This window comes from Phascolarctobacterium sp. Marseille-Q4147, from assembly GCF_017968825.1.
Classification (GTDB): Bacteria; Bacillota; Negativicutes; order Acidaminococcales; family Acidaminococcaceae; genus Phascolarctobacterium_A.
On record NZ_CP072874.1, the window covers coordinates 2,343,560 to 2,370,129 of the forward strand.

Here is a 26,570-nt window from a genome sequence, read left to right on the forward strand (position 1 = left end):
CAATCACACAACGTTTTCATCTGTTCATTGAAGTAATTAGATGGTATAATGTTCATAGTGCAAGCCATTCTTTCCGGTTTTGGGTTCTGCAAATTCATTATATCAATTAAGAGAGGCTTGTGCTATTTTTATATTCTCAGGTTAATCCCAGTTATGAGCTGCATGTCTGTGATCTGCTGTGTGGAAAGTTTGAGTAAAGATATTATAAAATAGAAGACTGCATATCTATGTTTGCTAGAAAATTCTTTTTGATTGGAGGACATTGCCATGGCATATGGAAAAAGTATCAATCTCTTTCTCATTGACGGAGATGCAAACGGGCGTATAAAGTGTACTCTTGCCAACTGGACAGGTGTCGCTTATAAAATTCCCAGAACAGAGTTAGACCTTTGTAAGGAACGGAAAGACCTTAAACAAAGTGGTGTATATTGCCTCTTTGGCAAAACTGAAGATACTGATGACGATGTTGTTTATATCGGACAAGCTGGGGCAAGAAAAAACGGCGAGGGTATTTTGAACCGATTGCAGGAACACAAGCGTAGTCCAGGAAAAGATTACTGGACAGAAGCAATCGTTTTTACAACATCTAACAACTCCTTTGGTCCTACGGAAATCAGTTATCTTGAAAATCGCTTCTGTGGGTTAGCTAAGCAAGCTAAGCGCTATGTTGTTAAAAATGAAAATGATCCAACGCCCGGTAATATTACGGAAGAAAAAGAAAGCGAGCTTGAAGAGTTTATTGATAATGCAAAGATTATCATGGGCACTCTCGGTCATAAGGTATTCATCCCCATTATAACACCTTCCGCTGCTTCTGTTTCTGCCACTCCTGCAATTGCGATTCCAGACGCAGCAGATGAGATTCTGTATTTTAATCACTCCGGAGTAAAAGCCACAGGAAAAAGAACCACAGAGGGTTTTGTCGTGCTTAAAGGCAGTCATATTACTTCAAAACTTACAAAAAGCTGTCCTGAGCCTACATTGCGCAATCGCAAGAAATACGCAAACAAAATTGATGAAAACTTCTGCTTAATGGAAGATATCCTTTTTTCCAGTCCTTCTTCAGCCGCATCCTTCATAGGCGGCGCCAGTCTCAGCGGAAACGCTACATGGTGCAATGCAGAAGGCATAACACTCAAAAATTTAGAACAGAACTAAAGCCTGCTCCAGTCAAGAAAATACTTCTTGACTGGTTTTTTTATCTCTCCTATCCACTCAACCCTCGCCATTTTCATTCTGTCAACTCAACCCTCGGATTTCTGCACTTGTTATGTTCCTATAAAGTAAAAATCGGGCATCCGTACAACTCGCATGAAGTTATCGAATACCCGAAAATGCTTTATTTTAAGCCTTTTTTATATTTACTTCTGTACCTTAGTCATCAATACTACTGACTCAACATGGCTCGTCATCGGGAACATATCCACCGGCTGCGCTACAATCGCCTTATACCCATGCTGCTCCATAAACGCCAAATCACGCGCCAAGGACGCAGGGTTGCAGGACACATAGACAACGCGCTCAGGCTGCACCTCGGCAATCGCCGCCAGCACCTTCTGCTCGCAGCCCGCACGCGGAGGATCTACCACAACCACGTCCGGACGCACACCGCCGGCCAACAGCTTTGGCAGCTCTATCGCCGCATCACCGCAGATAAATTCCGCATTAGCGCATTTATTCTCCTCGGCATTTTTCTTGGCGTTTTCAATCGCAGGCGCCACAATCTCGATACCATAAACCTGTTTGGCGTGGCGCGCAAGATACAGGGAAATCGTACCGGTACCACAGTAAACGTCCACTACGGTTTCCTTACCGCTCAGCGCCGCAAACTCCAACGCCTTGTTATACAGCTTTTCGGCCTGCTCACTGTTCACCTGGAAGAAGGCCTGCGCGGAAATATTAAAGCTAAGGCTGCCCAAGCTATCCTTAATCGCCTCTGCGCCATAAAGCACGCGCGTTTTGCTGCCCATAACCACATTCGTCTGCTTTTTATTGATGTTCTGCACCACGCTCACAAGTCCCGGAACATAACGCTTCAGCCATTCAATCAGCACGCCACGGTGCGGAATGTCATAGCCGGAGGTAATGATAACCGCCATCACCTCTCCGCTGTGTACGCCAACACGTCCCATAATATGGCGCACAAGTCCCTTGCCTGTCTTTTCGTCATAGGCGCTGATGTTATAATGCTGCATCCAGGTGCGCACCGTTTTCATAATCGCATTGTTCGCCTCTTTGGAAATCATGCAGGCATCCGTATCTACAACGCTGTGCGTTGCCGTCGCATAACAGCCTATATGCAGCACTCCTTCAGCGTCCGCTGCCGCCGGGAACTGCATCTTATTGCGGTAGCTCCACGGCTCCGCCGCCCCCAACACCGGCAATGCCTCTAAGTCCAGATGTCCGATTCTGGTGAGCGCATCCTGCACCTGCTGACGCTTGCAATCCAGCTGTCCCTTATAGCTCAAATGCTGCAGCTGACAGCCGCCGCATTCCTTATACACCGGGCACGCAGGCTCCACACGCTCGGCAGATGCTTTAACAATCTCCTCCAGCGCACCAACTGCATAGCTTTTCTTCACCAGCGTAATTGTTACGCGCACCTCTTCCTCAGGCAGCGCGCCTTTGACAAAGACTGTAAAGCCTTCATACTTGCCAACGCCCTCGCCGCTGCTGCCAAGACCATTGACAGTTAACGTAATATTATCCCCCTGTTTTACAGGAATTATCTGCTTCATATATTTCCACCTGACCTTTTCGATTTTATTGTATATATATCTAATTATATCACAAAAACAGCCTGCAAAGAAACAGCAGCACGCTAAGATAATGCTTTACATCAATTCCGTAGCCTACATAACGCCAAAATATCACTTTGCATCTTTACTGTAATTGTGAGAAGTGTGCAACATTTTCTGTAAAGCTATATACTTTGCATATAACATAAGCTATAATTAAGTTAGGGACATTGAGTTTCCGGGTCTATAAAGGTTTTATTTTGCGAAAGGAGCGATGCACAATGACAGTAAAATTTTTGAAATGCAGTATTTGCGGTAATATCGTCGGCCTGATTCAAGACGGCGGCGGCGAGCTTGTCTGCTGCGGCAAGCCCATGCAGGAGCTTGTTGCCAACACCGAGGACGCAGCACAGGAAAAGCATGTGCCCGTAATTACCGTTGATGGCAGCACGGTGCGTGTAGCTGTAGGCAGCGTGGAGCATCCCATGATTGAAAAGCACTATATCCAATGGATTTATCTGCAAACAACTCATGGCGGTCAGCGCTATATCTTAAAGCCGGGTGACAAGCCGGAGGCTGTTTTCGCTCTTGCTGAAGGTGCAGCTCCGCTCGCCGCTTATGCTTATTGCAATCTGCACGGATTGTGGGCGGCAAAGCTGTAACAGCTGACGCCTTACATTCATAGAACACTTCTTTTCTCAGTGTCGGAGTCCCGACCGATAACGGTCAGGGGCTCCGATACTTTTTTATTGCCTGAAAGCTAAAAATAAAACCGGCCTCCGACAGCTACATGTAATAGCATATCCGAGACCGGTTAAATTACAAAAACAATCACGCGAGGCTTATGGTCTTAAGCCCCAAAGGCTGTTCAAAAAGCACAGCGGAAGAATTATTTTTCTACCCACAGGCCCTTTTCGTCTTTTTTGTAGCCGGCAAATTCGATTGCCAGCGCAGCCATAACCTTGGTTGCGTCCTTAATCTGTACGTTCAGCTCTTCTGCGCGGATGAAATCATCGTGGCACATTTCGCTGGGGTTTTTGCCGGTGAGCAAAACGTATTCGTTCTGCATTTCTACAAGTGCTTTTGCTTCTGCATTAAATTGTTCCATTAGACTAATCTCCTTAGCTTTTATTATTGTACGATAACGCTCAGGTCACCTACAGCATGGGTAATATCCTTAACTGCTGCCAAGAGTGCCAGACGGTTGTTCTTCACGCGAACGTCCTCGTCCATAACCATAACGTCTTCGAAGAATTTGTTGATCGGGTCAACCAGCTTAACTGCTTCAGCCAGAACTGCAGCATAGTCATACTTGGTTGCTGCAACCAGCACTTCCTTGCTGGCTGCCATAGCAGCATTGTGCAGAGCGCCTTCAGCTTCAACTGCAAAGAGCTGCGGGTTGATAGCGGATTCTTCTTCAATCTTCTTGCACAGGTTAGCAACACGGGTTGCAGCCTGAATCAGTGCCGGAGCCTCTGCGGAAGCAACGAAGCTGTTCAGAGCCTTAGCACGGGCAACGAGATCGGTGAAGTCGTCGTTCATCTGGTCAGCCAGAACTGCGTCAACTACGTCATAACGGATGCCCTGATCCATCAGCATGTTGCGCAGGCGCTGTTTCATGAACTCAGCAATCTGCGGTACGAGCTTTTTGGTGTCCTCTGCCGGAATGTTCAACAGGTACAGAGCGCCGGCGATAACCTTGTACAGAGATACATGGTAGTTGCCGTCCAGCAGAATGTTGATAATGCCCAGAGCCTGACGGCGCAGTGCATACGGATCCTGAGAGCCGGTCGGAGCCAGACCGCGGCTGAATGTAGCGCAGATGTTGTCCAGCTTGTCGGCAATACCGGTCAGACGGCCGATATCGGTAGTCGGCAGCTCGTCACCGGCAAAGCGCGGCAGATAATGCTCGTAAATGCCAAGTGCAACCTCGGGAGCTTCGCCGTCGAGCTTAGCATATTCGCGGCCCATAACGCCCTGCAGCTCGGTGAATTCGATAACCATGCCGGTTACAAGGTCGCATTTGCACAGCAGCGCAGTACGCTCCAGCTTTTCTTTATCAACCTTGGCATTAATAGCCATAGCCAGCATATCAACAGCCTGTACCAGACGTTTGCTCTTATCGTTCATATTGCCCAGGCCTTCCTGGAAGGAAACGGTTTTGAGTTTTTCCAGACGGTCAGCCAGAGTTTGTTTTCTGTCTTCGTTGAAGAAGAATTCAGCGTCGCTCAGACGTGCACGCAGTACGCGCTCGTTACCGTGAGCAACAATTTCCAAATGCTCCTTGCCGCCGTTGCGTACGGTGATGAACTTGTTCAGCAGAGAGCCGTCCTCTGCCAGTACCGGGAAGTAACGCTGATGCTCGCGCATCGGGGTGATGATGCATTCCTTCGGCAGAGCAAGGAATTTTTCTTCGAATTTGCCGCACAGAGCAGTCGGCCATTCTACCAGATAGTTTACTTCCTCCAGCAGGTCCTCGTTGATTTCTGCATGACCACCTTCGGCAATTGCCAAGTCGGTAACCTGTTGACGAATCAGCTCACGGCGAGCGTCCTGGTCAACCATTACATAGTTGTCATACATAACCTTTTCATAGGAATCAGCATCAGGGATTTCTACAGCGCCGATGGTGCCGATAGCAACGGAAGCTACTGCGTTCTTAGCCTTACTCTTTACAGTGTCGAACAAAGCCTTGGCAGCATCGCCGATGGACTCATGAGCTTTAGCGTTATCCAGTGCGGAAGGACGCAGGAAGCGGTGACCGCGGCTGAATTTGCCGGATTTTACACCGGTAATTTCAACAGGGATAACTTCATCGCCGAACAGTGCAACCAGCCAGCGGATAGGACGGACGAATTTGAATTCATGATCTGCCCAACGCATGTTTTTCGGGAAGTTCAGGCTGGTGAGGATATCAGTCAGCAGGCCCGGCAGCAAATCTTTAACCGGTTGGCCTGCCAGATGCTTAACAGCATATACATAATCATCGCGGACAACGAGCTCTTTTACGTCAACGCCTTGGCCGCGAGCAAAGCCGATAGCTGCTTTGGAAGGAGCACCGCTTACGAAAGCGATTTTTGCGGAAGGACCTTTAGCCTCAACAGTGCTGTCCTCCTGAGCCTCGGCAACACCGCTGGCAATGAAGGTCATGCGACGGGGAGTGCCATAGGTTTTAACTGCTTCGAAGGGAATGCGCAGCTCAGTCATTTTCTTTTCTGCCAAATCCTTTAATTGTTCCAGAATGGCAGGCATAAATTTCGCAGGAATCTCTTCTGTACCGATTTCAAAAAGTAATTTTTCCATTATTTATTCTCCCCTTTCTTGAGCAGCGGGAAGCCCATTTCTTCACGTTGTGCTACATAAGCCTTTGCACACAGGCGGGCCATCGCACGTACACGGCCGATGTAGGCAGTACGTTCACTTACGCTGATTGCTCCGCGGGAATCCAGCAGGTTGAATGCATGGGAGCATTTCAGAACGTAATCATAAGCAGGACGGATATAACCAAGCTCGATAACGCGCTTAGCTTCTGCTTCATATTTGTCGAACAGGTCAAACAGCAACGCGGTGTCTGCTACCTGGAAGTTGTAGAAGGATTGCTCTACCTCGTTGGTGTGGAAAACGTCACCATAGGTGATGTCACCAACCCATTGGATATCGAATACGTTTTCTACACCCTGGATGTACATAGCCAGACGCTCCAGGCCGTACGTGATTTCAACGGTTACAGGCTTAACGTCAATGCTGCCTACCTGTTGGAAGTAGGTGAACTGAGTGATTTCCATACCATCCAGCCAAACCTCCCAGCCAAGGCCCCAAGCGCCCAGAGTCGGAGATTCCCAGTTATCCTCTACAAAGCGGATATCATGCTCCTCCTGATGAATGCCGAGCTCAGCCAGGCTCTGCAGGTACAGCTCCTGAATGTTTTCCGGAGAGGGCTTTACGATAACCTGGAACTGATGATGCTGGAACAGACGGTTCGGGTTATCACCGTAACGGCCGTCTGCCGGGCGGCGGGAAGGCTCTACGTAAGCCACACGCCAGGGCTCAGGTCCGAGTACGCGTAAAAAGGTAGACGGGTTCATAGTGCCTGCGCCTTTTTCGATGTCATAGGGCTGTGCCATAATGCAGTTTTGGCCTGCCCAGAATTTTTGCAGCTTCAAAATAATTGTCTGAAAATCCATGTTTTACCTCCTATATTTGTTACAAAGACGGCAATGGCAGCAGCTTTGTCCGAAAAAACAAAAAAGCACCCGCGTCCCCGTAACTTAAATGTTACAGGGACGGAGTGCATACAGCTCAAACTCCGCGGTTCCACCCTGCTTGACTGCAATAACTGCAGCCCGCCTCAATCAATATACTATTACAGCTCCAAAGCGCCTTCATCCGCCTTTGCCGCCTTGCACTGTCACGGCTCGCTGAGTTTGCAGATTACTACTCTTCTTCTTAGCTTAACTGTTAGTATATAAAATGCAGCGCTGTTTGTCAAGTGCAGCAAATAATTTTGTAAATACCACTCACAAAAATGTATCGTTACTATTAGCTTTCACCATAACAAAATGCCCCCACGCGAACGCGCAGAGGCATTATTGCTTCAAGTTGTCAGGTTAATATAAATTAAGCGGCTATTATTTCTTTTCGATGAGCTTCAGCGGAGCAGAAATCTTAGCTTCTACTTTTTCGCCTTTAGCAGCCTTAACAGCTACTTCCAGACCTTGCTGGCCCATGATTTCCGGCTGTTGAGCGATAGTAGCGCTCATAGCGCCGCTTTCTACAGCCTTTACGCCGTCAGCAGTGCCGTCAAAGCCAACGATGAAGATTTGCTTGCCGGCACTCTTAGCAGCTTCGATTGCACCCAAAGCCATTTCGTCGTTCTGAGCGAAAATAGCTTTGATATCCGGGTTAGCCTGCAGCATGTTTTCTGCTACAGTCAGGCCCTTGCTGCGGTCAAATTCAGCAGTCTGTTTAGCAACAACGGTCAGCTTGCTGTCAGCCAGCTTGTGGAAGCCTTCACCGCGTTCACGGGAAGCGCTGGCACCGGGGATACCCTCCAGCTCAGCAACCTTAACCTTTTCGCCCAGCTTTTTGATAATGTAATCAGCAGCCATTTCGCCGCCCTTTACGTTATCGGAAGCAACCAGGCATGCTACATCACCCTGGTTAGCACTGCGGTCGAGGCAGATAACAGGGATGTTAGCCTTGTTGGCAGCTTTTACGGATGTAGAAATTGCATCAGAGTCAACAGGGTTAACCAGCAGAACGCTGATGTTTTGCTGCAGCAGGTCAGCAATATCATTAGCCTGCTTTGCAGGGTCGTTCTGAGCGTCAACAACCTTTACGGTTACGCCCAGCTCCTTAGCCTTAGCTTCTACGCCTTTAGCCAGGGAAACGAAGAACGGATTGTTTTGAGTGGATACGGAGAAGCCAACGGTGATTTTCTTGTCGTTGCCTTTTGCAGCATCCTTCTTGTCGCTGCCGCCGCAGCCGACAATCATCATAGCCATTGCTACAATGCAGGTTAATACCAATAAAATTTTTTTCATGTGAGAAAATACCTCCCGGAATTAGAAATTACTATGCGGACAAAAACTTGAATTAAGCAGGCTGCGGCTGAAAAGCACTGAATGGTGCTTTACGTCCGCATCATGCTTAGTTTTTCTTTCTGTCCATCAGCACAGCCAGCAAAATTACAATACCTTTGACAACTTGTTGGTAAAAGCTGGATACGTTTAAGATATTCAGACCATTGTTCAGCGTGCCAATAATCAGCGCACCGATAATGGTACCGAAGATGCGGCCCTTACCGCCGGAAAGACTGGTGCCGCCCAATACTACAGCTGCGATAGCATCCAGCTCATAGCCGGTACCGGCAGTAGGCTGAGCACTGTTCAGACGGCTGGTAAGAATAGCGCCTGCCATACCGCAAAGGAAACCTGTTACGGTATAAGCAAATATTTTAATGCGGTTGATTTTGATACCTGCAATGAAGGAAACCTTCTCATTACCGCCGACAGCATAGGTTTTGCGTCCCAGCGGAGTTTTGTGCAGGATGAACCACAAAATGAAAAACATAATCAGCATCATAATGGCAGGAACCGGCAGACCGGCAACATATCCCTGACCGAATTCAAGGAAGCGGTCATCCTCAGACAGGCTGCTGATAGGGTTGCCGTTGGTATATACCAAAGTCAGACCACGGAAAATGGTCATGGTCGCCAGGGTTGCGATAAAGGGTGCCACCTTGCCGTAGGTAATTACCAAGCCGTTGACACTGCCCAGTACAGCACCGATGAGGCAGGCCAGCACGATACCGAATACAGGATCCATACCGCCCTTGATAAAGCTGCCCATGAGTGCACTGGAAAGCGCCAGAATACTGCCGACGGACAAATCAATACCGCCGGTTAAGATAACAAAGGTCATGCCAAAGGAAATTAAGGCATTGATAGAAACCTGACGCAGCAGGTTTTTCAGGTTGCTGGGGTCGATAAAGCTGCTGTTAAGGCAGGAAATGACCACAAACAACACAATGAGTCCGATTATGGAACCGGATTTTTTTAAGATTGCTTTTACATCCATTATTTTTATTGCCCTCCCGTTGCAAGTGTCATGATTTTTTCCTGGTCTGCTTCATCGTGCAGCAGCTCGCCGGCAATGCGGCCTTCGTGAACAACGACGATGCGGTCGCTCATGCCCAATACCTCCGGCAGCTCCGAAGAAACCATAATAATCGAAACGCCACTTGCAGTAAGCTCGTTCATCAGCTCATATATATCGCGTTTTGCACCTACGTCGATACCACGGGTAGGCTCATCCATAATAATGACCTCCGGGTGCCTGCCAACCCATTTGGCAATAACCACCTTCTGCTGGTTACCGCCGGACAACGCACCGGCCTCAAGGTCCAGGCTGCTGGTCTTTACGCCCAACTTTTTTGCCATTTTATCGGCAAAATCGTTAAGAATATTAAAATTGATGACACCGCTTTTGGCAAAGCTGTCAACACTCGGCAGAGCGATGTTGCGCAAAATGGAGAAGTCCAGAATCAGACCTTCTGTTTTGCGGTTTTCGGTTACGAAGCCCAATCCTGCCTTAATAGCATCCTCAGGCTTGGTAATCTTCAAAGGCTCGCCCTTGAAAACCAGCTCGCCGCCTGCATGAGGATCAACGCCGAAAACGGCGCGCATGATTTCGGTACGGCCGCTGCCCATAAGGCCGGCAAAACCCAAAATCTCGCCCTTGCGCAGGTTAAAGTTAATATCATGGAAAACTCCCGGCTGTTCAAAGTGCTTAACCTCCAGCAGCACCTCGCCAGGCTTATTGCGGCGGTCGGGATAAAATTCCGTAATGGAGCGTCCTACCATATCGCGGACAATCTGCTCCATGCTGTATTCCTTAACAGGCTTGGTTGCAACGGATACGCCGTCACGCATAACGGTAATCGTGTCGCAGTTCTGCGTAACCTCTTCCATACGGTGCGAAATATAAACCATTGCTACACCGCGTTTTTTCAGGGAGCGCATAACCTCAAAGAGCTTTTCTGTTTCTCTTTCGGTCAGCGCCGCCGTAGGCTCGTCCATAATAACAACCTTGGCATCCAGCAGAAGGTTACGGACGATTTCCGTCATCTGCTGCTGTCCTACCGAGCATTCGCCAGCTTCCATATCCAGCGGCAGCTCAATTTCAATTTCACGGCATTTCTGCTCTGCCATAGCACGCATAGCCTTAAAATCCAGGATACCCATGCCGTTGGTTACGCTGTGCATCAAAAACAGGTTTTCCAGAATGCTCAGGTTCGGCCAGATATTCAGCTCCTGATGGATGAAGGCGATGCCGTAAGCTTCTGCCTCCAGAGGATTTTTGAAGCTGATTTCCTTGCCGTCGACAAAAATCTGTCCCTTATCCTGCTTGTGAATACCCGTCAGGATATTCATCAGTGTTGATTTGCCGGCACCGTTTTCACCCATCAGAGCGTGTACCTCACCGCTTTTAAGCTTCAGGTCAACACCCTTGAGCACCTCATTAGAACCAAAGGCCTTATGGATATTTCTTAATTCAATCTCCATACTTTTCCTTATTCCTACCTTACGCTAATTTTTAAAAGAAAACATTGCTGTGCAGAATCACATTGGCAAAAGGAGTAATTTCGCCGGTGCGGATAATGCATTTTGCATGCTTGGTTGCCTCCTTGAAGGCTTCGTGGTCTGCATCGATAATCCACTGCTCTTCAGTGAAGAGCTGCTTCATAGCGCCGTAGACAGCAGGATTTCTGCCTTCCATTTCCGCTGCAATTTCTACCTTTTCGATAACCATATTCTTGGCTACTTCCTCAACAACCTCCAGGAAGGAGGGAGTTCCCGGCTTCAGAGCCAGGTCGATTTTCTGCACGCCTGCAGGCACAGGCAGACCGCAGTCACCGATAACGATAGTGTCAGTGTGGCCCAAATCAGCCAGCACCTTCGCAATAGAGCTGTTTAACATTCCACCCTTTTGCATTACTTAAGCATCTCCTCTACTTCATGTAAATAAGGCATACCGCCCTGTGCTCCCAGCTTTTGCACCGAAAGAGCTGCGGCAGCATTGGCAAAGCTGATGCTTTCCTGCATGGATTTGCCATTTGCACGGGCAACGGCAAAGGCACCGTTAAAGGTGTCGCCTGCACCCGTAGTGTCAACCGGCTTTACCTTAAAGCCGGGAACAGTAATAACCTGCCCCTTTTCCGCATAGGCAACACCCTTGCTGCCCAGCGTCATAATCACCTTGCCCTGGTTCTGATCAAGGATATCCGCCTTGCCCTTACCGGCAAACAATGTTGCTGCCTCATGCTCGTTGGGAGTCAGATAAGTAATCTTATCCAGCAGAGCCTGCGGCACCGGAGCAACAGGTGCGGGGTTCAGCAGCACAGGTACACCGTGCGCTGCGCATTTTTCGATAACATAAGCGTTAGTAGCGGCAGGAATTTCGTGCTGCAAAAGCACCATATCTGCCTTGCTGATGTCCTCCCACGCTTCATCAATCAACGCCGTGGATACCAAGTCATTGGCGGCCTTGATAACTATAATCGTGTTATCGTCCTCCGCTACGGTAATGTGCGCGGTACCGCTGTTTTCACCCGGCAGCACCTTCACATAGGTGGAATCAACGTTGTTTTCCTTTAAAGCCTTCAATACAAGCTGGCCGTATACATCATCACCGATGCAGCCGACCATCATAACATCTGCTCCCAGGCGGGCTGCAGCAACAGCCTGGTTGGCACCCTTGCCGCCGGGAGAAACGGTCAGGCGGTTGCCGAAAATAGTTTCTCCGGGATGCACCCAGCGGTCACATTCAACGGTAATATCAATATTACAGCTACCTACTACGACAATCTTTGACATATTTTCTACCTCCTGTCTTCAGGATTTATATAATTTTTTGTAATAACAATGCGTATTGCCCGTCAATCAGATTCGGCTGCAGCAAATCCTTAAGGAGTACTGCCTGCTTGCGGCTGGTTTTGGGCATGGTCTGCTGCCAATAGGTGATAGCAAGCTGCAGCAGACGCAGCAGCTCCTCCCTGGCACTCTTGTCATCGGCAGTCAGCTGCCAGAAAAAGCTGTACCATTGGCGGAAGATATCAGCATCATCCAGCATCGCCGAACGCGATACGTTGGCTGTAACGTCACGCAGGTGACGCAAAAGCAGCTGCAGAAGCGCTGTCTGCCGCTCAGGCGGTGCCTTCGGCACACGCCGCAGCAGCAGGCGATACAAAAGCGTCAGCTCTCTGTAAATTCTGCAGGCCTTGTCAAAGCCGTCCCAGCGTGCATACACGACGAAATGCAGCTGCAGCTGCTGCAGGCTCCACGCCCACTGTTGCAGGTCCTGCTGCTTTAAAAGCCAACGTCCGGCCTCACGCAGCAGAAACGCGGTTTCCTCGCGCCACCGCCTGCGTGCCATACGCGCCGCCAGACTGAGCCATTCGCCCATAAATTCCTGCAGCATCGCAGTATTGTCGGCTTGCGTCCGCAGCCAGCGCCGCACCAGCAGTGCGAGCATGGGACTCACCTCAGCCAAACGCCTGTCGCACACGGCAAACGTCAGCCGCAGCAGAACGCTGCCGCCCTGATGTGCCAGCTGCGGATTGACCAGCAGCTGCTCCAGACGCGGCCTGCTTTCCTGCATCCAAGCCGCAAAAAGCTGCCGTTGCCGGTGGCGTAAGGCCACCAGCAGACAGCAGCTGATTGCTTGTAATGCTTCATTATCTGCTGCTTCAGCAATAATACCCGAAAAAGCTGTGCAGGCGTTTTGTTCTCTGCCGTCACGCAGAGCAATACATGTTTCTAAAATAAGTTCTGTTACCATATTCCTACAGGTTAATATCGCCTTCGTAGACGTCACCGGAAACAGGATCCACCGTTACCAGCAGGCCGTCGGCCAGCTTGGAGGTTGCTTTCTCCGCGCCTACGATAACAGGCAGGCCGCAGGTTACGGCAACAATGGCGGTGGAGGATGTCAGGCCGCCCTCTTCGGCGATAATTGCTGCTGCCTTGGCAGCAGCCTGCGGTACAAACTCATCATTCAGCACATCAACTACAAGGATATCACCCTTTTGGAGCTTGTCCTTGAAATCTGCCGCAGTTCTGCCTACGCAGATACGGCCGGTGACAGTCTTGCTGCCGATACCGGTACCGCTGAGAAGTTTGGTACCCACTGTAACCACCTTAATCAGATTTGTACTGCCCGGAGTACCGATAGGCACGCCGGCAGTTATAACAACAGATGCGCCGTCCTTGATTACGGAGTGATGCAAAGCACATTGCAAAGACAGCTCTATCATTTCATCAGTATTTGTGGAGTATGGCCCCAAAAGCGGCAGCACACCCCAATAAAGCTGCATCGCACGCACGCGCTCAGGCAAGCGTGATACAGCAACAACAGTACATTGAGGCTTATATTTGGCAATCATACGTGCCGTAAAGCCTGATTCGGTAATCGTAAGAATAGTATCTGCCTTTATTTCCTGAGAAATCTGCACGGTAGCATGGCTGATGGCATCGGTAGAATGGATGCGCTCGCTGATGCCCTTCTTCTGGAAGATATGCACATAATCAAGCGCATTTTCCGTGCGAACGGCAATCTTGGCCATCGTCTGCACCGCCTCCAGCGGATATTTGCCGCTGGCAGTTTCGCCGCTCAGCATAATAACGTCGCTGCCGTCGAAAATAGAGTTGGCAACGTCGCTGGCTTCGGCACGGGTTGCACGATAGCTGTTAATCATGCTTTCCAGCATCTGCGTAGCCGTAATAACAGGCTTGCCCGCCTTATTGCAGCGCGCAATGATATCCTTCTGTACCAGCGGTACATCCTCGGTCGGAATCTCTACACCCAGATCGCCTCTGGCAACCATAATGCCGTCGGATACGCCGATAATTTCATCGATATGCTGCACACCGGCCTCATTCTCGATTTTGGAAATAATCCCGATAGAAGAGCCTGCTTCCTCAAGCACTTTACGGATAGCGATAACATCATCGGCCTTCTGCACAAAAGATGCCGCAATATAATCCATATCATGCTCGACAGCAAAAAGAATATCTGCCTTGTCCTGCTCCGACAAAAACGGCAGCTTCAGCTCGATACCGGGGCAAGCCACACGCTTACGCGAGCTCAGCTCACCGCCGTTGACTACCTTGGTATAAATTTTGCAGCCGTCAATGCGTACAACCTTTAAGGAAAGCAGTCCGTCGGCCAGCAGAATATTGCTGCCGATTTCTACCTCCTGCGGCAGACCGGCATAATTGACATGTGCCATATGGCGGTCGCCCAGATAATCCTCGGTAGTCAGGCAGAAATCATCACCCTCGTGCAGCTCGATTTTACTTTCGGCAAACATGCCAAGGCGCATTTCCGGGCCTTTGGTATCGGCAATCGTAGCGATTACCTTTCCGGCCTCTTCTGCTGCCTGACGCACCAGCTGCAGCCTTTTGCCATGGTCCTCATGGTTGCCGTGCGAAAAGTTGAAGCGTGCCAAGTCCATGCCTGCAAGCATCATCTTACGCAGCAGCTCTACGTTGTCCGTGCTGGGACCTACTGTACAGATAATCTTTGTTTTCTTCATCAGGACTGCGCCTCCTCAGTACTGAAACTTATTCTCACACAAAACCTCATAGGCATCCTCTGCCTCCGAAACCGGCAGACAGATTTCATAAGCCTTATTATGCTTGCCTCCGGCACTTTTCAGCTGTACCAAAAAGCCGTTTTCCGTCAGCATTTGCTTTATTTTTTTGGCTTGTTCCTCAGTGTGGGCAATATAAATTGTTTTCCACATACTAGAATGCCTCCTGTAAATCAGGTAATTGGATTAAGCCTTGTAAGCTTTGATTTTTTCAATCAGCTTCGGCAGGATTACGTTTACATCACCTACGATGCCATAATGAGCAACGGTGAAAATCGGTGCCTCTGCATCCTTGTTGATAGCGATGATGATATCGCTGTCCTTCATGCCGGACAGATGTTGGATAGCACCGCTGATGCCGCAGGCAAAGTAGATATGCGGAGTAACGGATTTACCGGATTGGCCAACCTGTTGGGAGTGAGTCAGCCAGCCCTCGTCGATAGCGGCACGGGTGCCTGCTACTGCGGAATTTTCAAAGAGAGCAGCCAGCTGTTCGAGCACGTCAAAGTTTTCCTTGCTGCCGAAGCCACGGCCACCTGCTGCGATCATATCAGCTTCATCAATCTTAACAGCGTTTTCACTGCTCAGAGCTTCTTTTTTAACCAGTTCAACACGGCTTACAGCGCCTGCTTCCGGAGTGAAGGCAATAACCTCACCGGTGCGGGTGTTGTCCATTTCAGCCGGTTTGAATACTTTAGGACGAACGGTACCCATTTGCGGACGGTTAACGTCGCAGATGATGGTAGCGCAGATGTTGCCGCCCAGTGCGGGACGAGTCCAGGCAACGAGCTTGTCATCGGTTACATCCAGAGCGGTGCAGTCAGCGCACAGGCCGGTATGCAGACGTGCTGCAACACGCGGAGCCAGGTCACGGCCGTCATCGGTAGCACCGAACATAATGGAAGCCGGATCATATTTCTTGGACAGCTGGCAGATAGCATCGGTATACAACTCGGTATCGTAATCTGCGTATTTAGCATCCTCAACGACATAAACAACATCAGCGCCGGCAGCAATCAGCTGCTGCGGCAGCTCGCCTGCAGCAGCGGTCACCAGTACCGCACAGCATTTTTCCTCCAGCTTGGCACACAGCTCTTTGGCAGCGCCCAACAGCTCAAAGGTAACATTCATCAGCTGACCATTTTCCTGTTCAGCAATAACCCACATATTTACACACTCCTATTCGTTATCTTCAGTATCGTCAGTTTCGGCAATAGCTATAGCCTCCATGGGACATTCGCGGATGCAGGCACCGCAGCAGACACACTGCTGCATATCAATCTGCGCCTTGCCCTCACGCAGCGTCGCAGCGCCCATCGGGCAGACTGCCACACATTCCTCACAGCCACAGCAAAGCTGCCTGTTTACTTTTATCAGCATGGTTCACCTTAGCGGGTAATAACCTCTGCCTTAACCAGCTTTTCAAACAGCATATCTACTGCTGCATCAGCATCTTCTTCGGTAATGATTTCGCCGTTGATTTCAGGCGGGGTCGGGGTGAAGGCTTTTTTAACCTTAGTCGGAGAGCCCTTCAGGCCTACGGTTGCAGGATCAAGATCCAGGTCAGCAACGGTAAGAGTAGGAATCTGTGCCTTACGTGCTTTCATTTTGCCTTTGATGCTGGCAAAACGCGGCTCTTTTTCGGATTTGGTTACGGTAACCAGCAGCGGTGCAGCACAAGCCAGAGTCAGCTGGTAGTTTTCGTTTTCACGGACAACAACAAATTTACCGTCTTCATAGCTCAGGCTCAGAGCGCCGGTAATCTGAGGAATTCCCAGATGCTCTGCCATTTCCGGGCCAACCTGTGCGGTGTCGCCGTCTACTGCCTGCTTGCCGCAGAGCACGAGGTCGAATTCGCCCAGATGTTTTACAGCAGCAGCCAGAGCCAGGCTGGTTGCCAGAGTATCACTGCCGCCCAGAACGCGGTCGCTCAGCAGAACGCCGTCATCAGCGCCCATAGCGATTGCTTCCTTCAGAATATCGGTTGCCTGGGGCAGGCCCATGGTCAGTACAGTTACCTTAGCGCCTTCTTTGTCCTTCAGGCACAGTGCTACCTCCAATGCCTGACGGTCATAGGGGTTCATAATATTTTCTACACCCGTACGGTCTAAGGTATTGGTTTCGCGGTTAAATTTTACTTTTGCCGTATCCGGCACTTGTTTTAAACAAACGAGAATATTCATTTGCTGCCTCCTTAAGCTTATTACAGGAGCTGCTGCTCCGGCTTTTTTACATTCTTCTCTTTATTTTAGCATTTTTGTACTTAAACTTGCAAGTATATCATGAAAGTTTATGAAAAACAGCTCAAATAATTACATCAATTTTTCTTTACCACACAGTTTTCACCAAGTATTTTGACCACATCCTCGGCAAAGCCCGGTGCTTCGCTGTTCACCCAGAAGTTAGGCGTTGTCTTGATAAGCTTACGCGAGCCCATCAGCTGCAGGTATACGCAGTCATCGCCCTTGTATTTTTGAAACAGCTGCATCAGCTCACGCTGCACCAGCGGATTTTCCAGATGCGCTTCGATGCGCAGGCGGATTTCCGTAGGCGGCTTGGACGGCAGAGCGCGCACGCTGTTGGCAATAATCTTGCTTTCACGCTCATCCACGCTGAAGCGTCCTTCAATCGCCACAATGCTGTCCTCATAGATATCCTTGACATTTGTATGATAAGCCTGCGGGAAAACGATAACCGGAAAGCGTCCGCTGAAATCCTCCAGCGTCAAAATGGCCATCGTATCACCGCGCTTGGTATTTTTTATCACACAGTCCGTAATAATACCGGCCACGCGCACGAACTGTCCGTCCTGTACCTGCGTTTCACCGCCGAACTGGTGCAACGGCATGAAGCGCTGCAGCATCTGCTTGTAATCGCTCAGCGGATGGTCGGTAACGTAAAAGCCGATAATTTCCTTTTCGTTCTGCAGAATAAGCTGCTTGGGGATTTCCGGCAGCGGCGGCAGCTTGATTTCCGTCACGCCGAAGCTATCGTCACCGAACAGTCCCAGCTGGCCGTTGGCCTTGTCCCTCTGGCAGGCGGCACCCAAATCAACCGCCTGCTCCATAATAGACAGCATCTGTGAGCGTCTGGCGCCGAAGGAATCCATTGCACCGCATTTAATCATATTTTCGATAACGCGCTTGTTGACCACGCGCATATTCACACGGCAGCAGAAATCCGTCAGGCTCTTGAACGGACCGCCCTCGTTGCGGGCGCTTATAATTGCATCGACTGCTGCATCACCGGTATTTTTGATGCCTGCCAGGCCGAAGCGGATAGATGCATTCTGATGTACCGTAAAGTTGTGACCGCTTTCGTTGACATCCGGCGGCAGGATTTTGACATTATCATTACGGCAGACGTTGATATACCAGCTCACCTTATCCGCATCACCGATAATGCTGTTGAGGAAGGCCGCATAGAACTGCGGACGCCAGTGTGCCTTCAGATAAGCGGTTTCATAAGCTACCAGCGCATAGGCTACGGAGTGGGATTTGTTGAAGCCGTAACCGGCGAAGTGCTGCAAGAGCGAGAAAATCTGGTCGCTGAGCTCTTCGGGGATATCATGCAGCTTTTTGGCACCGTCGATAAACGACTGGCGCATAGAATCCAGCTCCTTGGCCTTCTTCTTGCCCATTGCACGGCGCAGAATATCTGCCTGACCGAGCGTAAAGCCTGCCAGCGCAGAGGTTATCTGCATAACCTGCTCCTGATACAGAATAACGCCGTAGGTGTCCTTCAAAATAGGCTCCATTAGCGGATGCAATACCTTCGCCGTGCGCTGTCCGTGACGGCCGGCGATAAAGTCCTCCGCCATACCGGTGCCCAAAGGACCCGGACGGTACAGAGCCACCAACGGAATCAGGTCCTCAAAGCTTTCGGGCGCCAAATCCATAACCAGCTTGGTGATGCCAGCCGACTCCAGCTGGAAGACGCAGGCCGTTTCACCTCGGCGCAGCATTGCGCAGGTCGCCTCATCTGCCAGCGGAATGTTATCAATATCAACCTCTTCACCCGTAGTTTCGCGAATAAAGCGAATGCAGTCACCGATAACAGTCAGCGTACGCAGGCCCAAAAAGTCCATCTTCAATAGGCCAAGCTCTTCTACCTTATTTTTATCGTACTGGGTGATGACGCCACCCTCACTGCCCTGCTGCAGCGGTACGTAATTTTTCATATTATGCGGTGCGATAATTACACCGGCGGCATGCGTGCCTGCGTTACGCGGCAGGCCCTCCACACTTTGCGCAAGGTCAATCAGCTTTTTGACCTCCGGGCGCGAGTCGTATGCCTGACGGAAATCCTTGCTGCCGTTCAGCGCCTTCTCCAACGTAATGCCCAGCTCACGCGGAATCAGCTTGGCAATTTCGTCCACCTCGCCGTAGCTCATGCCCAGTGCCTTACCTACGTCGCGCACCGCCGCGCGCGCCTGCAGTGTGCCGAAAGTAATAATCTGCGCTACACGCTCCTGTCCGTAACGGCGCACTACATAATCCAGCACCTGATTGCGCTTTACATAGCAGAAGTCGGTATCAATATCAGGCATGCTGACGCGTTCAGGATTCAGGAAGCGTTCGAACAGCAGATGATAGCGCAAAGGTTCGATATTCGTTATACGCAACAGATAGGCCACGATACTGCCTGCGGCACTGCCACGACCCGGCCCGACCGGAATATCATGGCTGCGGCAGTAGTTGATGAAGTCCCATACAATGAGGAAGTAGCAGGCATAGCCCATCGTGTTGATAATGTCCAGCTCAAAATCCAGACGCTTGCGCACCTTCTCATCCACAACCTCATAGCGCTTAGGCAAAGCCTCCTCGCACAGGTGACGCAGATAGCTCACAGCGTCAAAGCCCTCCGGCACCGGAAACTCCGGCAGCAGCAGATGGCCAAATTCCATCTTCACGTTGCAGCGGTCGGCAATTTTATTGGTATTGCTCAAAGCCTCCGGACAATCTCCGAACAGTGCCTCCATCTCATCATAGCTTTTCAGATAATAGCTGTCGTTGTTGAAGCGCATACGATCAGGCTCATCAACCGTGCTCGTCGTCTGGATGCACAGCAGAATATCCTGCGCCGCGGCATCCTTTTGCTGCACATAATGCAAATCGTTTGTCGCCACTAAGCCAAGACCGAATTCCTGCGCCAACTGCTTCAGCTCCGCGCTGACCTTGTGCTCCTCATCAAGGTCATGGTCCTGGATTTCCAAAAAGTAATTTTCCTTGCCGAAAATATCTATATATTCCTGAATACAGCGGCGTGCTCCCTCCAGGTTGTCCTGCAGAATCATCTGCGGCACTTCACCGGCAACGCAGGCACTGAGGCAGATTATGCCCTCGTGATAGGTGCGCAGTACGTCCTTGTCTACGCGTGGTTTATAGTAAAAGCCCTCCAGCTGACCGATGCTGACGATTTTCATCAGGTTATGGTAGCCTGTATCGTTCTCCGCCAGCAGGATTAAATGGTACATGCCGCGGTTATTTTTTTCCAGATGCGAGCCCTTTGCAAGATACACCTCGCAGCCGATAATCGGCTTGATGCCTGCCTTGGTGCACTCCTGATAAAATTCCACTGCGCCGTACATTGCGCCGTGGTCGGTAATCGCCAGACTGTCCATGCCCAGCTCCTTGGCGTAGGCCACCAGCTCAGGGATTTTCGAAGCGCCGTCTAGCAGGCTGTATTCCGTATGTACATGTAAATGAGTAAAGCGTTTTGTCATCTCTTGCTCCTTAAATTAAAAGACCGCTGCCGCGTAAATCTGCGGCAAATGTATGTAAAACTATTCTAGCATTATAGATAAATTTCCTGCCTAAAACTGAAAAAACATACAACCGTGAATTCACAATTCGTTCGTTGTATGTTCTCTTTATCTATGTTACAATATATTCAGACTTTGGACAATCGTGCTTACGGGTGGGCATTGCCATCATTCTCCAACAGAATGGAGGTGATGCCTATGAAGAACTACGACTTTAAGGACCTGATGGCCTTTGGCGTATTCATTCTGGCGTTGCTGACATTTATTTTTCAATTCAGTAAATAACCCAGACATAGGAAAACCGCCCTTAAACTTTGCCAGGTGACAGGGCGGTCTTTCCGCTTTAGAACTTGTGGCAACCCACCGACGTGGGCGGTTGTCCTTTGTCTATAATATAGCATATTACGCTGCTTTTTGCAAGCAACCCGCTTGCTGCAAAAGCAGCTTTTTCTTTTCTACTCCCCTTTTTTTCCCCACGCCAGACCAATGAGCAGAAAGAACAGATTATACACGAGCGCCGGCAACAGGCTGTTGATTTCCCAAGGACTGATATGCTTCCAGAAAAGCACCGCAAAAATACCTGCGCCCATAGCAGCCACGCCCATTGAAGCGCGTACCCTCCCCGGGAAGAAAATGCAGAACGTCAGCGGCAGAAAGATACCGCTGCCCCGCAGCGCCATGGAGAGATAATTCCACTCCAGCACCGACGAATCAAGGTGCATAAAGACAAACACCATCGCAGCGACAGAAACGGCCAGCACGCTCAGGCGGCTTGCCCACAGCTGGCCTGCAGACGTAGCCTTCAGCCAGATTTTGCTGACGATATCACGTGAAATCATCGTACCTACGCCCAGCGCCAGACCGGCGATTGAGCCCAGGGCCGAAAGCAGCACAGCACCCAGGCCGATACCGCCAAGCCATTGCGGCAGATAGGTAACGAGATACAGCGGCAGTGCGTCAATAGAATTTATCTCCGGATGATGCAGATGCATGAACATACCGATCATTACTGACGGCAATCCCACGGGAATTACTATCAGCGCGGCAGCACAGCAGCCAACAGCTGCAGTTTTGGTATCGCGCGCCGAAAACAGCGCCTGCACATAGGTCTGCGTAGAAATAACACCCACAATCATCGAACCGAGGCTGACAAGACCATCCTCCACGCCGCGTCCGAAAAGGCTGAACCAGGGATACGCAGCGAAGCTCTGCGTCAGGCCCTGCCAATGTCCCATATCGACGTAAGCCAGAAAGCCGCCGACGAAAATGCTGGCGAAAATCAGCACAATCTTAAAAATGCCGGCCATACCGCTGCTGCTGAGGCCGCCGAAAAACACCAGCAGCAAAGTAACAGCGATAACAATTGCCGCTGCAGCCAAAAGCGGTACACCGAACAAGCCGGCAATCAGATGCAGCGCTGTAAGCGTGCTCGCTACAATACTGAAAAAAATGCCGGCGCAGGCGCTGAAGGTTGCCAGCCACCCCGCAGGCTTGCCGTAATCCGTAACGAGATACTCCGCTACTGTGGTCAGTGAGCTGCGGCGCAATGGCACAGCGTAAAACGCCGCCATCAGAAAAAGTGCGATACCGCTGCCCAAGGTGAACCACCAAGCCGTCAGTCCCAGCTTGAAGCCAAGCTGTGCCGTACCGACGGTAGCAGCACCGCCGACAATAGTGCCGATAATCGTACCTGCGACAAGGCCTGCACCCGAGCTGCGGCCGCCTACGTTATAATCATCGGCAGACTTCACCCTTCTGGCTGCCAAAATCCCCGGGAGCAGCGTCACCAGAAGCGTTACAGCCAGGCTTATATAATGTGTAGCAGTAAGCTGCATATCCAACCCTCCAATATTTTAAGCTGCCGGATGCAAACGTTCTGCCGACAGCATTAATGCTAAAAAGCTCAGTATTAGTATAACACAAAAAATACGGCAAAAAAAGCATAGCCCCCGCAAGAATGCTTTGCTGCGGCAGCAGACGAAAAAAGCGCTTGCAAGCTTGTTTTGCTCAGATTGTTACACAAAAACTATCTTCTTTATTATTGCGAAATTCAGCTTTTTTCTGTATAATATAGTTTATACCTTTATATATTTAGTGTATGCTTTTTGGAGGAAAATTATGAGCCGTTTAAGAATCGAAACACCCGACCAGGCCCAGCTTACGGTCGAGCGCTTGTACAAAGACCTGGAACGACACATCATCGCCAGCCCCCCGGGACTGTGCCCTGTTGACCTGCAGCTGTCGTTTCTCAAAGTCTGCCACGCACAAACCTGTGGCAAATGCGTACCCTGCCGCGTAGGTCTCGCGCAGCTGCAGAATCTCATGGAAGACGTGCTCGCCGGCAAGGCTGACATGCACACTCTGGATTTAATCGAAAGCACCGCGCAAAACGTTGCCAACAGCGCTGACTGCGCCATCGGCTTCGAAGCAGCCAAAATGGTTTTGGCCGGTCTTGAAGGCTTCCGTGAAGATTACATTAACCACATAAAGAAGGGCAAATGCTCTGTCAACGTCCATCATTCTATCCCCTGCGTTGCTCTGTGCCCGGCACAGGTTGATATCCCCGGCTACATTGCACTGGTCGGCGCAGGCCGTTATGCCGACGCTGTCAAGCTCATACGCAAGGATAACCCCTTCCCGACTGCCTGCGGTCTGATCTGCGAGCATCCCTGTGAAGCACGCTGCCGCCGCAGTATGATTGATGCTCCCATCAACATCCGCGGTCTGAAACGCATGGCTGTCGACAATGCACCCAGCAACACCGTTCCGCTGCCCGAAAAGCAGCCTGCTACCAACAAACGTATCGCCATCATCGGCGGCGGCCCCAGCGGTATGTCCGCAGCCTACTATCTGGAGCTGATGGGCCATCATGCTGTTGTGTTTGAAGAAAAGAGCAAGCTCGGCGGCATGCTGCGCTACGGCATTCCTGCCTACCGCTTCCCACGCGAGCGTCTGCAGGAGGATCTGGACGCTATTTTGTCCACCGGCGTAGAAGTGCATCGCAACACCAGAATCGGCAACGAGGAGGGGGATATCCCCTTCGAAAAGCTGCGTGAGGAATTTGACGCAGTTTATATTGCCATCGGTGCCCACACCGACAAGAAAATCGGTATTGAAGGCGAGAATTCCCACGGTGTTATCAGTGCGGTAGAAATGCTGCGTAACATCGGTGAGGAAAAAATGCCTGACTTTAAGGATAAAACCGTTGTCGTTATCGGCGGCGGCAACGTTGCTATGGACTGCACCCGCAGCTCTATCCGTCTCGGTGCCAAAAAAGTTATCATTGCCTACCGCCGTCGTCAGGACGATATGACAGCGCTGCCCGAGGAAATCGAAGGCGCTATTGCCGAGGGCGCTGAGCTGTACGGCTTAAAAGCTCCGCACCACATTGAGGCGAATGCCGAAGGTAATGTGGCCGCTCTCTGGGCCGAGCCGCAAATCATCGGTCCTATCGATGCCTGGGGACGTGCGCGTCCGATTCACGCTGACGTAGAGCTGGAGCGCATTCCCTGCGACGTTATCGTTGTTGCTATCGGCCAGGGCATTGAGCTGCGTCCGTTTGAGGAGGCCGGCATCAAAATCAAACGCGGTACTATTTCCGCACTCTCCAGCAGTGAGCTTGCCAATAACGAAGGCGTCTTCGCTGGCGGCGACTGCGTAACCGGTCCTGCAACCGTAATCCGTGCTATTGCTGCCGGTAAGGTTGCTGCCGCTAATATTGATGAATATCTTGGCTATAACCACACCATTTCCTGTGATGTAGTTATTCCCGACCCGTCTATTGACGATAAACGTCCCTGCGGCCGTATCCAGATGCACGAAACCGAAGCAGGCGAACGTAAAAATAACTTTGAACCGATTGAATGCGGAATGACCAAGCAGGAGGCCTGCCAGGAAGCAGGACGCTGCCTGCGCTGCGACAAATTCGGCTTCAGCACACTGAAAGGAGGCAGAACCTTAAAATGGTAAACCTCACAATCGACGGACAAAAAGTTTCCGTTCCTCAAGGAACAACAATCATGCAGGCTGCTGCCACCGTCGGCATCGAAATCCCGCGCCTGTGTTATCTTAAAGGCATCAACGAAATCAGTGCCTGCAAGGTCTGCGTAGTTGAAATTCAGGGACAGAACCGTGTAGTTACCGCCTGCACCACTCCGGTACAGGAAGGTCTGGTAGTTTATACCAACTCTCCCAAGGCCCGCAGCATCCGCCGCACCAACGTGGAGCTGATTTTATCCCAGCATGACTGCATGTGTGCAACCTGCGTACGCAGCGGCAACTGCAGCTTGCAGACTTTGGCCAATGACCTTGGCATTTACGATATTCCCTATGAGCGCGATGTTGTCGACACTCCCTGGAACCAGGAATTCCCGCTCATCCGCGATTCCAAAAAATGCATCAAATGCATGCGCTGCGTCCAGATTTGTGACAAGGTGCAGAAGCTGCATATCTGGGATGTGCAGAACACCGGTGCCCGTACTACTGTAGACGTTGCCGGCAATGTTTCCATTGAGGACAGTGACTGCAGCCTCTGCGGTCAGTGTATCACCCACTGCCCCGTTGGCGCGCTGAAGGAGCGTAACGACGTTCCCAAAATTTATGACGTATTGGCTGACACCAGCAAGGTAACTGTAGTGCAGGTTGCGCCTGCAGTACGCACCGCCTGGGCCGAAGCCTTCAACCTGCCGCCCGAGCTTGCAACCGAAGGCCGCATGGTTGCAGCACTGAAGAAGATTGGCTTCGATTATGTCTTCGACACCTGCTATGCTGCCGACGTTACCATCATGGAGGAAGCAAGCGAGCTTTTAGAGCATCTGCAAAATCCGCAGGACCACAGTTGGCCTATGTTCACCTCCTGCTGCCCCGGCTGGGTAAGCTATGTAAACAAAACTCATCCGTACTTCGTGCCTAACCTTTCCACCACCAAATCTCCGCAACAGATTTTCGGTGCGCTGGCAAAATCCTATTTTGCACAAAAGAAAGGCCTGAAGCCGAAGGAAATCTGCTCTATTTCCATCATGCCCTGCGTTTCCAAAAAACGCGAGGCCGCTCTCTTCTCTATGCGCAGCAGCGGTACCCATGATGTAGATATCGTACTCACCACCCGCGAGTTTATCCGCCTGCTGCGTGCCGAGCACATCAACCCGGCAATGCTGGGCGAACTGCCCTTTGATAATCCGCTGGGCCAGAGCACCGGCGCTGCAGTTATCTTCGGTGCCAGCGGCGGCGTTATGGAAGCAGCATTGCGTACCGCCTACCATGTAATCGAAGGCAAGGAAGCTCCTGAGGATGCCTTCACCGACGTTCGCGGCACGGAAGGCCGCAAGGTACGTGAATTCACCCTCGGCGGTGCAACTCTGCGCACCTGCACGGTAAGCGGTCTTGGTAATGCAGGCAAGCTGCTCGACGAGCTGAAAGCAGGCAAGGTTCATTATGACTTCGTGGAAGTTATGGCCTGCCCCGGCGGCTGCGTTGGCGGCGGCGGTCAGCCGATTCACGACGGCGAAGAACGTGCCGACGTACTTGGCAATAAGCTTTATACTATCGACAGCAACCGTCCTCTGCACCAGTCCCACAACAATCCGGATGTACAGGAGCTCTATAAGGACTTCCTGGAAAAACCGCTGAGTGAAAAAGCAGAGCAGCTGCTGCACTCCGACCATGTAAAAGAGCATAATTATATGTAATAGGAAACGGAAAGAAGAAAACGACTCGCAAACTGCAAGGGTTTCATTAGAGAGGCAAGATATATTACCAGTAGGGTAAGAAAAGGCTCTCCTCGGGGAGAGCTGTCGACCGCAGGGCGACTGAGAGGGGTCTGCATTCTTTATAATTGCAAAATAACATTAGATATATTTCCCCTCTCCGTCATCGCTTCGCGATGCCACCTCTCCCCAAGGAGAGGCTCTCTCTA

General features: G+C 50.7%; 21 protein-coding genes. 4 read left to right on the forward strand and 17 right to left on the reverse strand.

The window, feature by feature from the left end:
- The first annotated feature begins 267 nt into the window (after window positions 1-267).
- Window positions 268-1,158 carry a GIY-YIG nuclease family protein gene (locus KAH19_RS10725; protein WP_210684583.1) on the forward strand — a complete coding sequence of 297 codons (891 nt, stop codon included), beginning with the start codon at window positions 268-270 and terminating at the stop codon, window positions 1,156-1,158.
- Between the two features lie 203 nt (window positions 1,159-1,361).
- Here the strand turns inward: KAH19_RS10725 and rlmD are convergent, their stop codons facing one another.
- Window positions 1,362-2,738 (reverse strand): 23S rRNA (uracil(1939)-C(5))-methyltransferase RlmD, encoded by a 1,377-nt coding sequence (gene rlmD, locus KAH19_RS10730; RefSeq protein ID WP_210684584.1) that lies wholly within the window; start codon window positions 2,736-2,738, stop codon window positions 1,362-1,364.
- A gap of 281 nt (window positions 2,739-3,019) precedes the next feature.
- Between rlmD and KAH19_RS10735 the strand changes: the two genes are divergently transcribed.
- Window positions 3,020-3,400, forward strand: a complete 381-nt coding sequence (locus tag KAH19_RS10735) for a desulfoferrodoxin (RefSeq protein ID WP_210684585.1) — start codon at window positions 3,020-3,022, stop codon at window positions 3,398-3,400.
- 227 nt (window positions 3,401-3,627) lie between these two features.
- Here the strand turns inward: KAH19_RS10735 and KAH19_RS10740 are convergent, their stop codons facing one another.
- From KAH19_RS10740 to KAH19_RS10815, 16 genes are all read right to left on the reverse strand, one after another.
- The gene (locus tag KAH19_RS10740; protein WP_021719657.1) at window positions 3,628-3,846 is read right to left on the reverse strand and encodes a hypothetical protein; all 219 of its coding nucleotides are present in this window, start codon (window positions 3,844-3,846) and stop codon (window positions 3,628-3,630) included.
- A gap of 23 nt (window positions 3,847-3,869) precedes the next feature.
- Window positions 3,870-6,041 carry a glycine--tRNA ligase subunit beta gene (gene glyS / locus KAH19_RS10745; protein WP_210684586.1) on the reverse strand — a complete coding sequence of 724 codons (2,172 nt, stop codon included), beginning with the start codon at window positions 6,039-6,041 and terminating at the stop codon, window positions 3,870-3,872.
- Window positions 6,041-6,922, reverse strand: a complete 882-nt coding sequence (glyQ, locus tag KAH19_RS10750) for a glycine--tRNA ligase subunit alpha (RefSeq protein ID WP_021719659.1) — start codon at window positions 6,920-6,922, stop codon at window positions 6,041-6,043. Before glyQ ends, glyS begins: the two co-directional genes overlap by 1 nt.
- A 444-nt stretch (window positions 6,923-7,366) precedes the next feature.
- Window positions 7,367-8,281, reverse strand: coding sequence for a ribose ABC transporter substrate-binding protein RbsB (rbsB, locus tag KAH19_RS10755; protein ID WP_009146332.1), 915 nt, complete (start codon window positions 8,279-8,281; stop codon window positions 7,367-7,369).
- A 106-nt stretch (window positions 8,282-8,387) separates the two neighbouring features.
- Entirely contained in the window at window positions 8,388-9,317 is a 930-nt protein-coding gene (locus KAH19_RS10760; RefSeq protein ID WP_210684587.1) for an ABC transporter permease, read from the reverse strand.
- 5 nt (window positions 9,318-9,322) lie between these two features.
- Entirely contained in the window at window positions 9,323-10,804 is a 1,482-nt protein-coding gene (locus tag KAH19_RS10765; RefSeq protein ID WP_210684588.1) for a sugar ABC transporter ATP-binding protein, read from the reverse strand.
- Window positions 10,805-10,835: 31 nt separating this feature from the next.
- Entirely contained in the window at window positions 10,836-11,234 is a 399-nt protein-coding gene (gene rbsD, locus KAH19_RS10770) for a D-ribose pyranase (protein WP_009146329.1), read from the reverse strand.
- Window positions 11,234-12,115, reverse strand: a complete 882-nt coding sequence (rbsK, locus tag KAH19_RS10775; RefSeq protein WP_210684589.1) for a ribokinase — start codon at window positions 12,113-12,115, stop codon at window positions 11,234-11,236. The genes rbsD and rbsK overlap by 1 nt, the downstream gene beginning before the upstream one ends.
- 25 nt (window positions 12,116-12,140) lie before the next feature.
- The gene (locus KAH19_RS10780; protein WP_210684590.1) at window positions 12,141-13,079 is read right to left on the reverse strand and encodes a hypothetical protein; all 939 of its coding nucleotides are present in this window, start codon (window positions 13,077-13,079) and stop codon (window positions 12,141-12,143) included.
- 4 nt (window positions 13,080-13,083) lie between these two features.
- The gene (pyk, locus tag KAH19_RS10785) at window positions 13,084-14,835 is read right to left on the reverse strand and encodes a pyruvate kinase (RefSeq protein WP_210684591.1); all 1,752 of its coding nucleotides are present in this window, start codon (window positions 14,833-14,835) and stop codon (window positions 13,084-13,086) included.
- Between the two features lie 15 nt (window positions 14,836-14,850).
- Window positions 14,851-15,045, reverse strand: a complete 195-nt coding sequence (locus KAH19_RS10790; protein WP_210684592.1) for a glutamate decarboxylase — start codon at window positions 15,043-15,045, stop codon at window positions 14,851-14,853.
- Between the two features lie 33 nt (window positions 15,046-15,078).
- Window positions 15,079-16,059 carry an electron transfer flavoprotein subunit alpha/FixB family protein gene (locus tag KAH19_RS10795; protein WP_210684593.1) on the reverse strand — a complete coding sequence of 327 codons (981 nt, stop codon included), beginning with the start codon at window positions 16,057-16,059 and terminating at the stop codon, window positions 15,079-15,081.
- 12 nt (window positions 16,060-16,071) lie between these two features.
- Window positions 16,072-16,272, reverse strand: coding sequence for a 4Fe-4S dicluster domain-containing protein (locus tag KAH19_RS10800; RefSeq protein ID WP_210684594.1), 201 nt, complete (start codon window positions 16,270-16,272; stop codon window positions 16,072-16,074).
- Window positions 16,273-16,280: 8 nt separating this feature from the next.
- Window positions 16,281-17,075: an electron transfer flavoprotein subunit beta/FixA family protein gene (locus KAH19_RS10805; RefSeq protein ID WP_210684595.1), complete on the reverse strand. Its 795-nt coding sequence runs from the start codon at window positions 17,073-17,075 to the stop codon at window positions 16,281-16,283.
- Between the two features lie 134 nt (window positions 17,076-17,209).
- On the reverse strand, window positions 17,210-20,617 hold the full coding sequence (locus KAH19_RS10810; RefSeq protein WP_210684596.1) for a DNA polymerase III subunit alpha: 3,408 nt from the start codon (window positions 20,615-20,617) through the stop codon (window positions 17,210-17,212).
- A 494-nt stretch (window positions 20,618-21,111) separates the two neighbouring features.
- Window positions 21,112-22,491, reverse strand: a complete 1,380-nt coding sequence (locus tag KAH19_RS10815; RefSeq protein ID WP_210684597.1) for a sodium:solute symporter — start codon at window positions 22,489-22,491, stop codon at window positions 21,112-21,114.
- Between the two features lie 283 nt (window positions 22,492-22,774).
- On the opposite strand from KAH19_RS10815, the gene KAH19_RS10820 reads away from it, so the two are divergent.
- Window positions 22,775-24,625, forward strand: a complete 1,851-nt coding sequence (locus tag KAH19_RS10820) for an NAD(P)-binding protein (protein ID WP_210684598.1) — start codon at window positions 22,775-22,777, stop codon at window positions 24,623-24,625.
- A complete protein-coding gene (locus KAH19_RS10825) occupies window positions 24,619-26,343 on the forward strand; it encodes a [FeFe] hydrogenase, group A (RefSeq protein WP_210684599.1) in 1,725 nt (574 codons plus the stop codon). Before KAH19_RS10820 ends, KAH19_RS10825 begins: the two co-directional genes overlap by 7 nt.
- Window positions 26,344-26,570 lie beyond the last annotated feature (227 nt).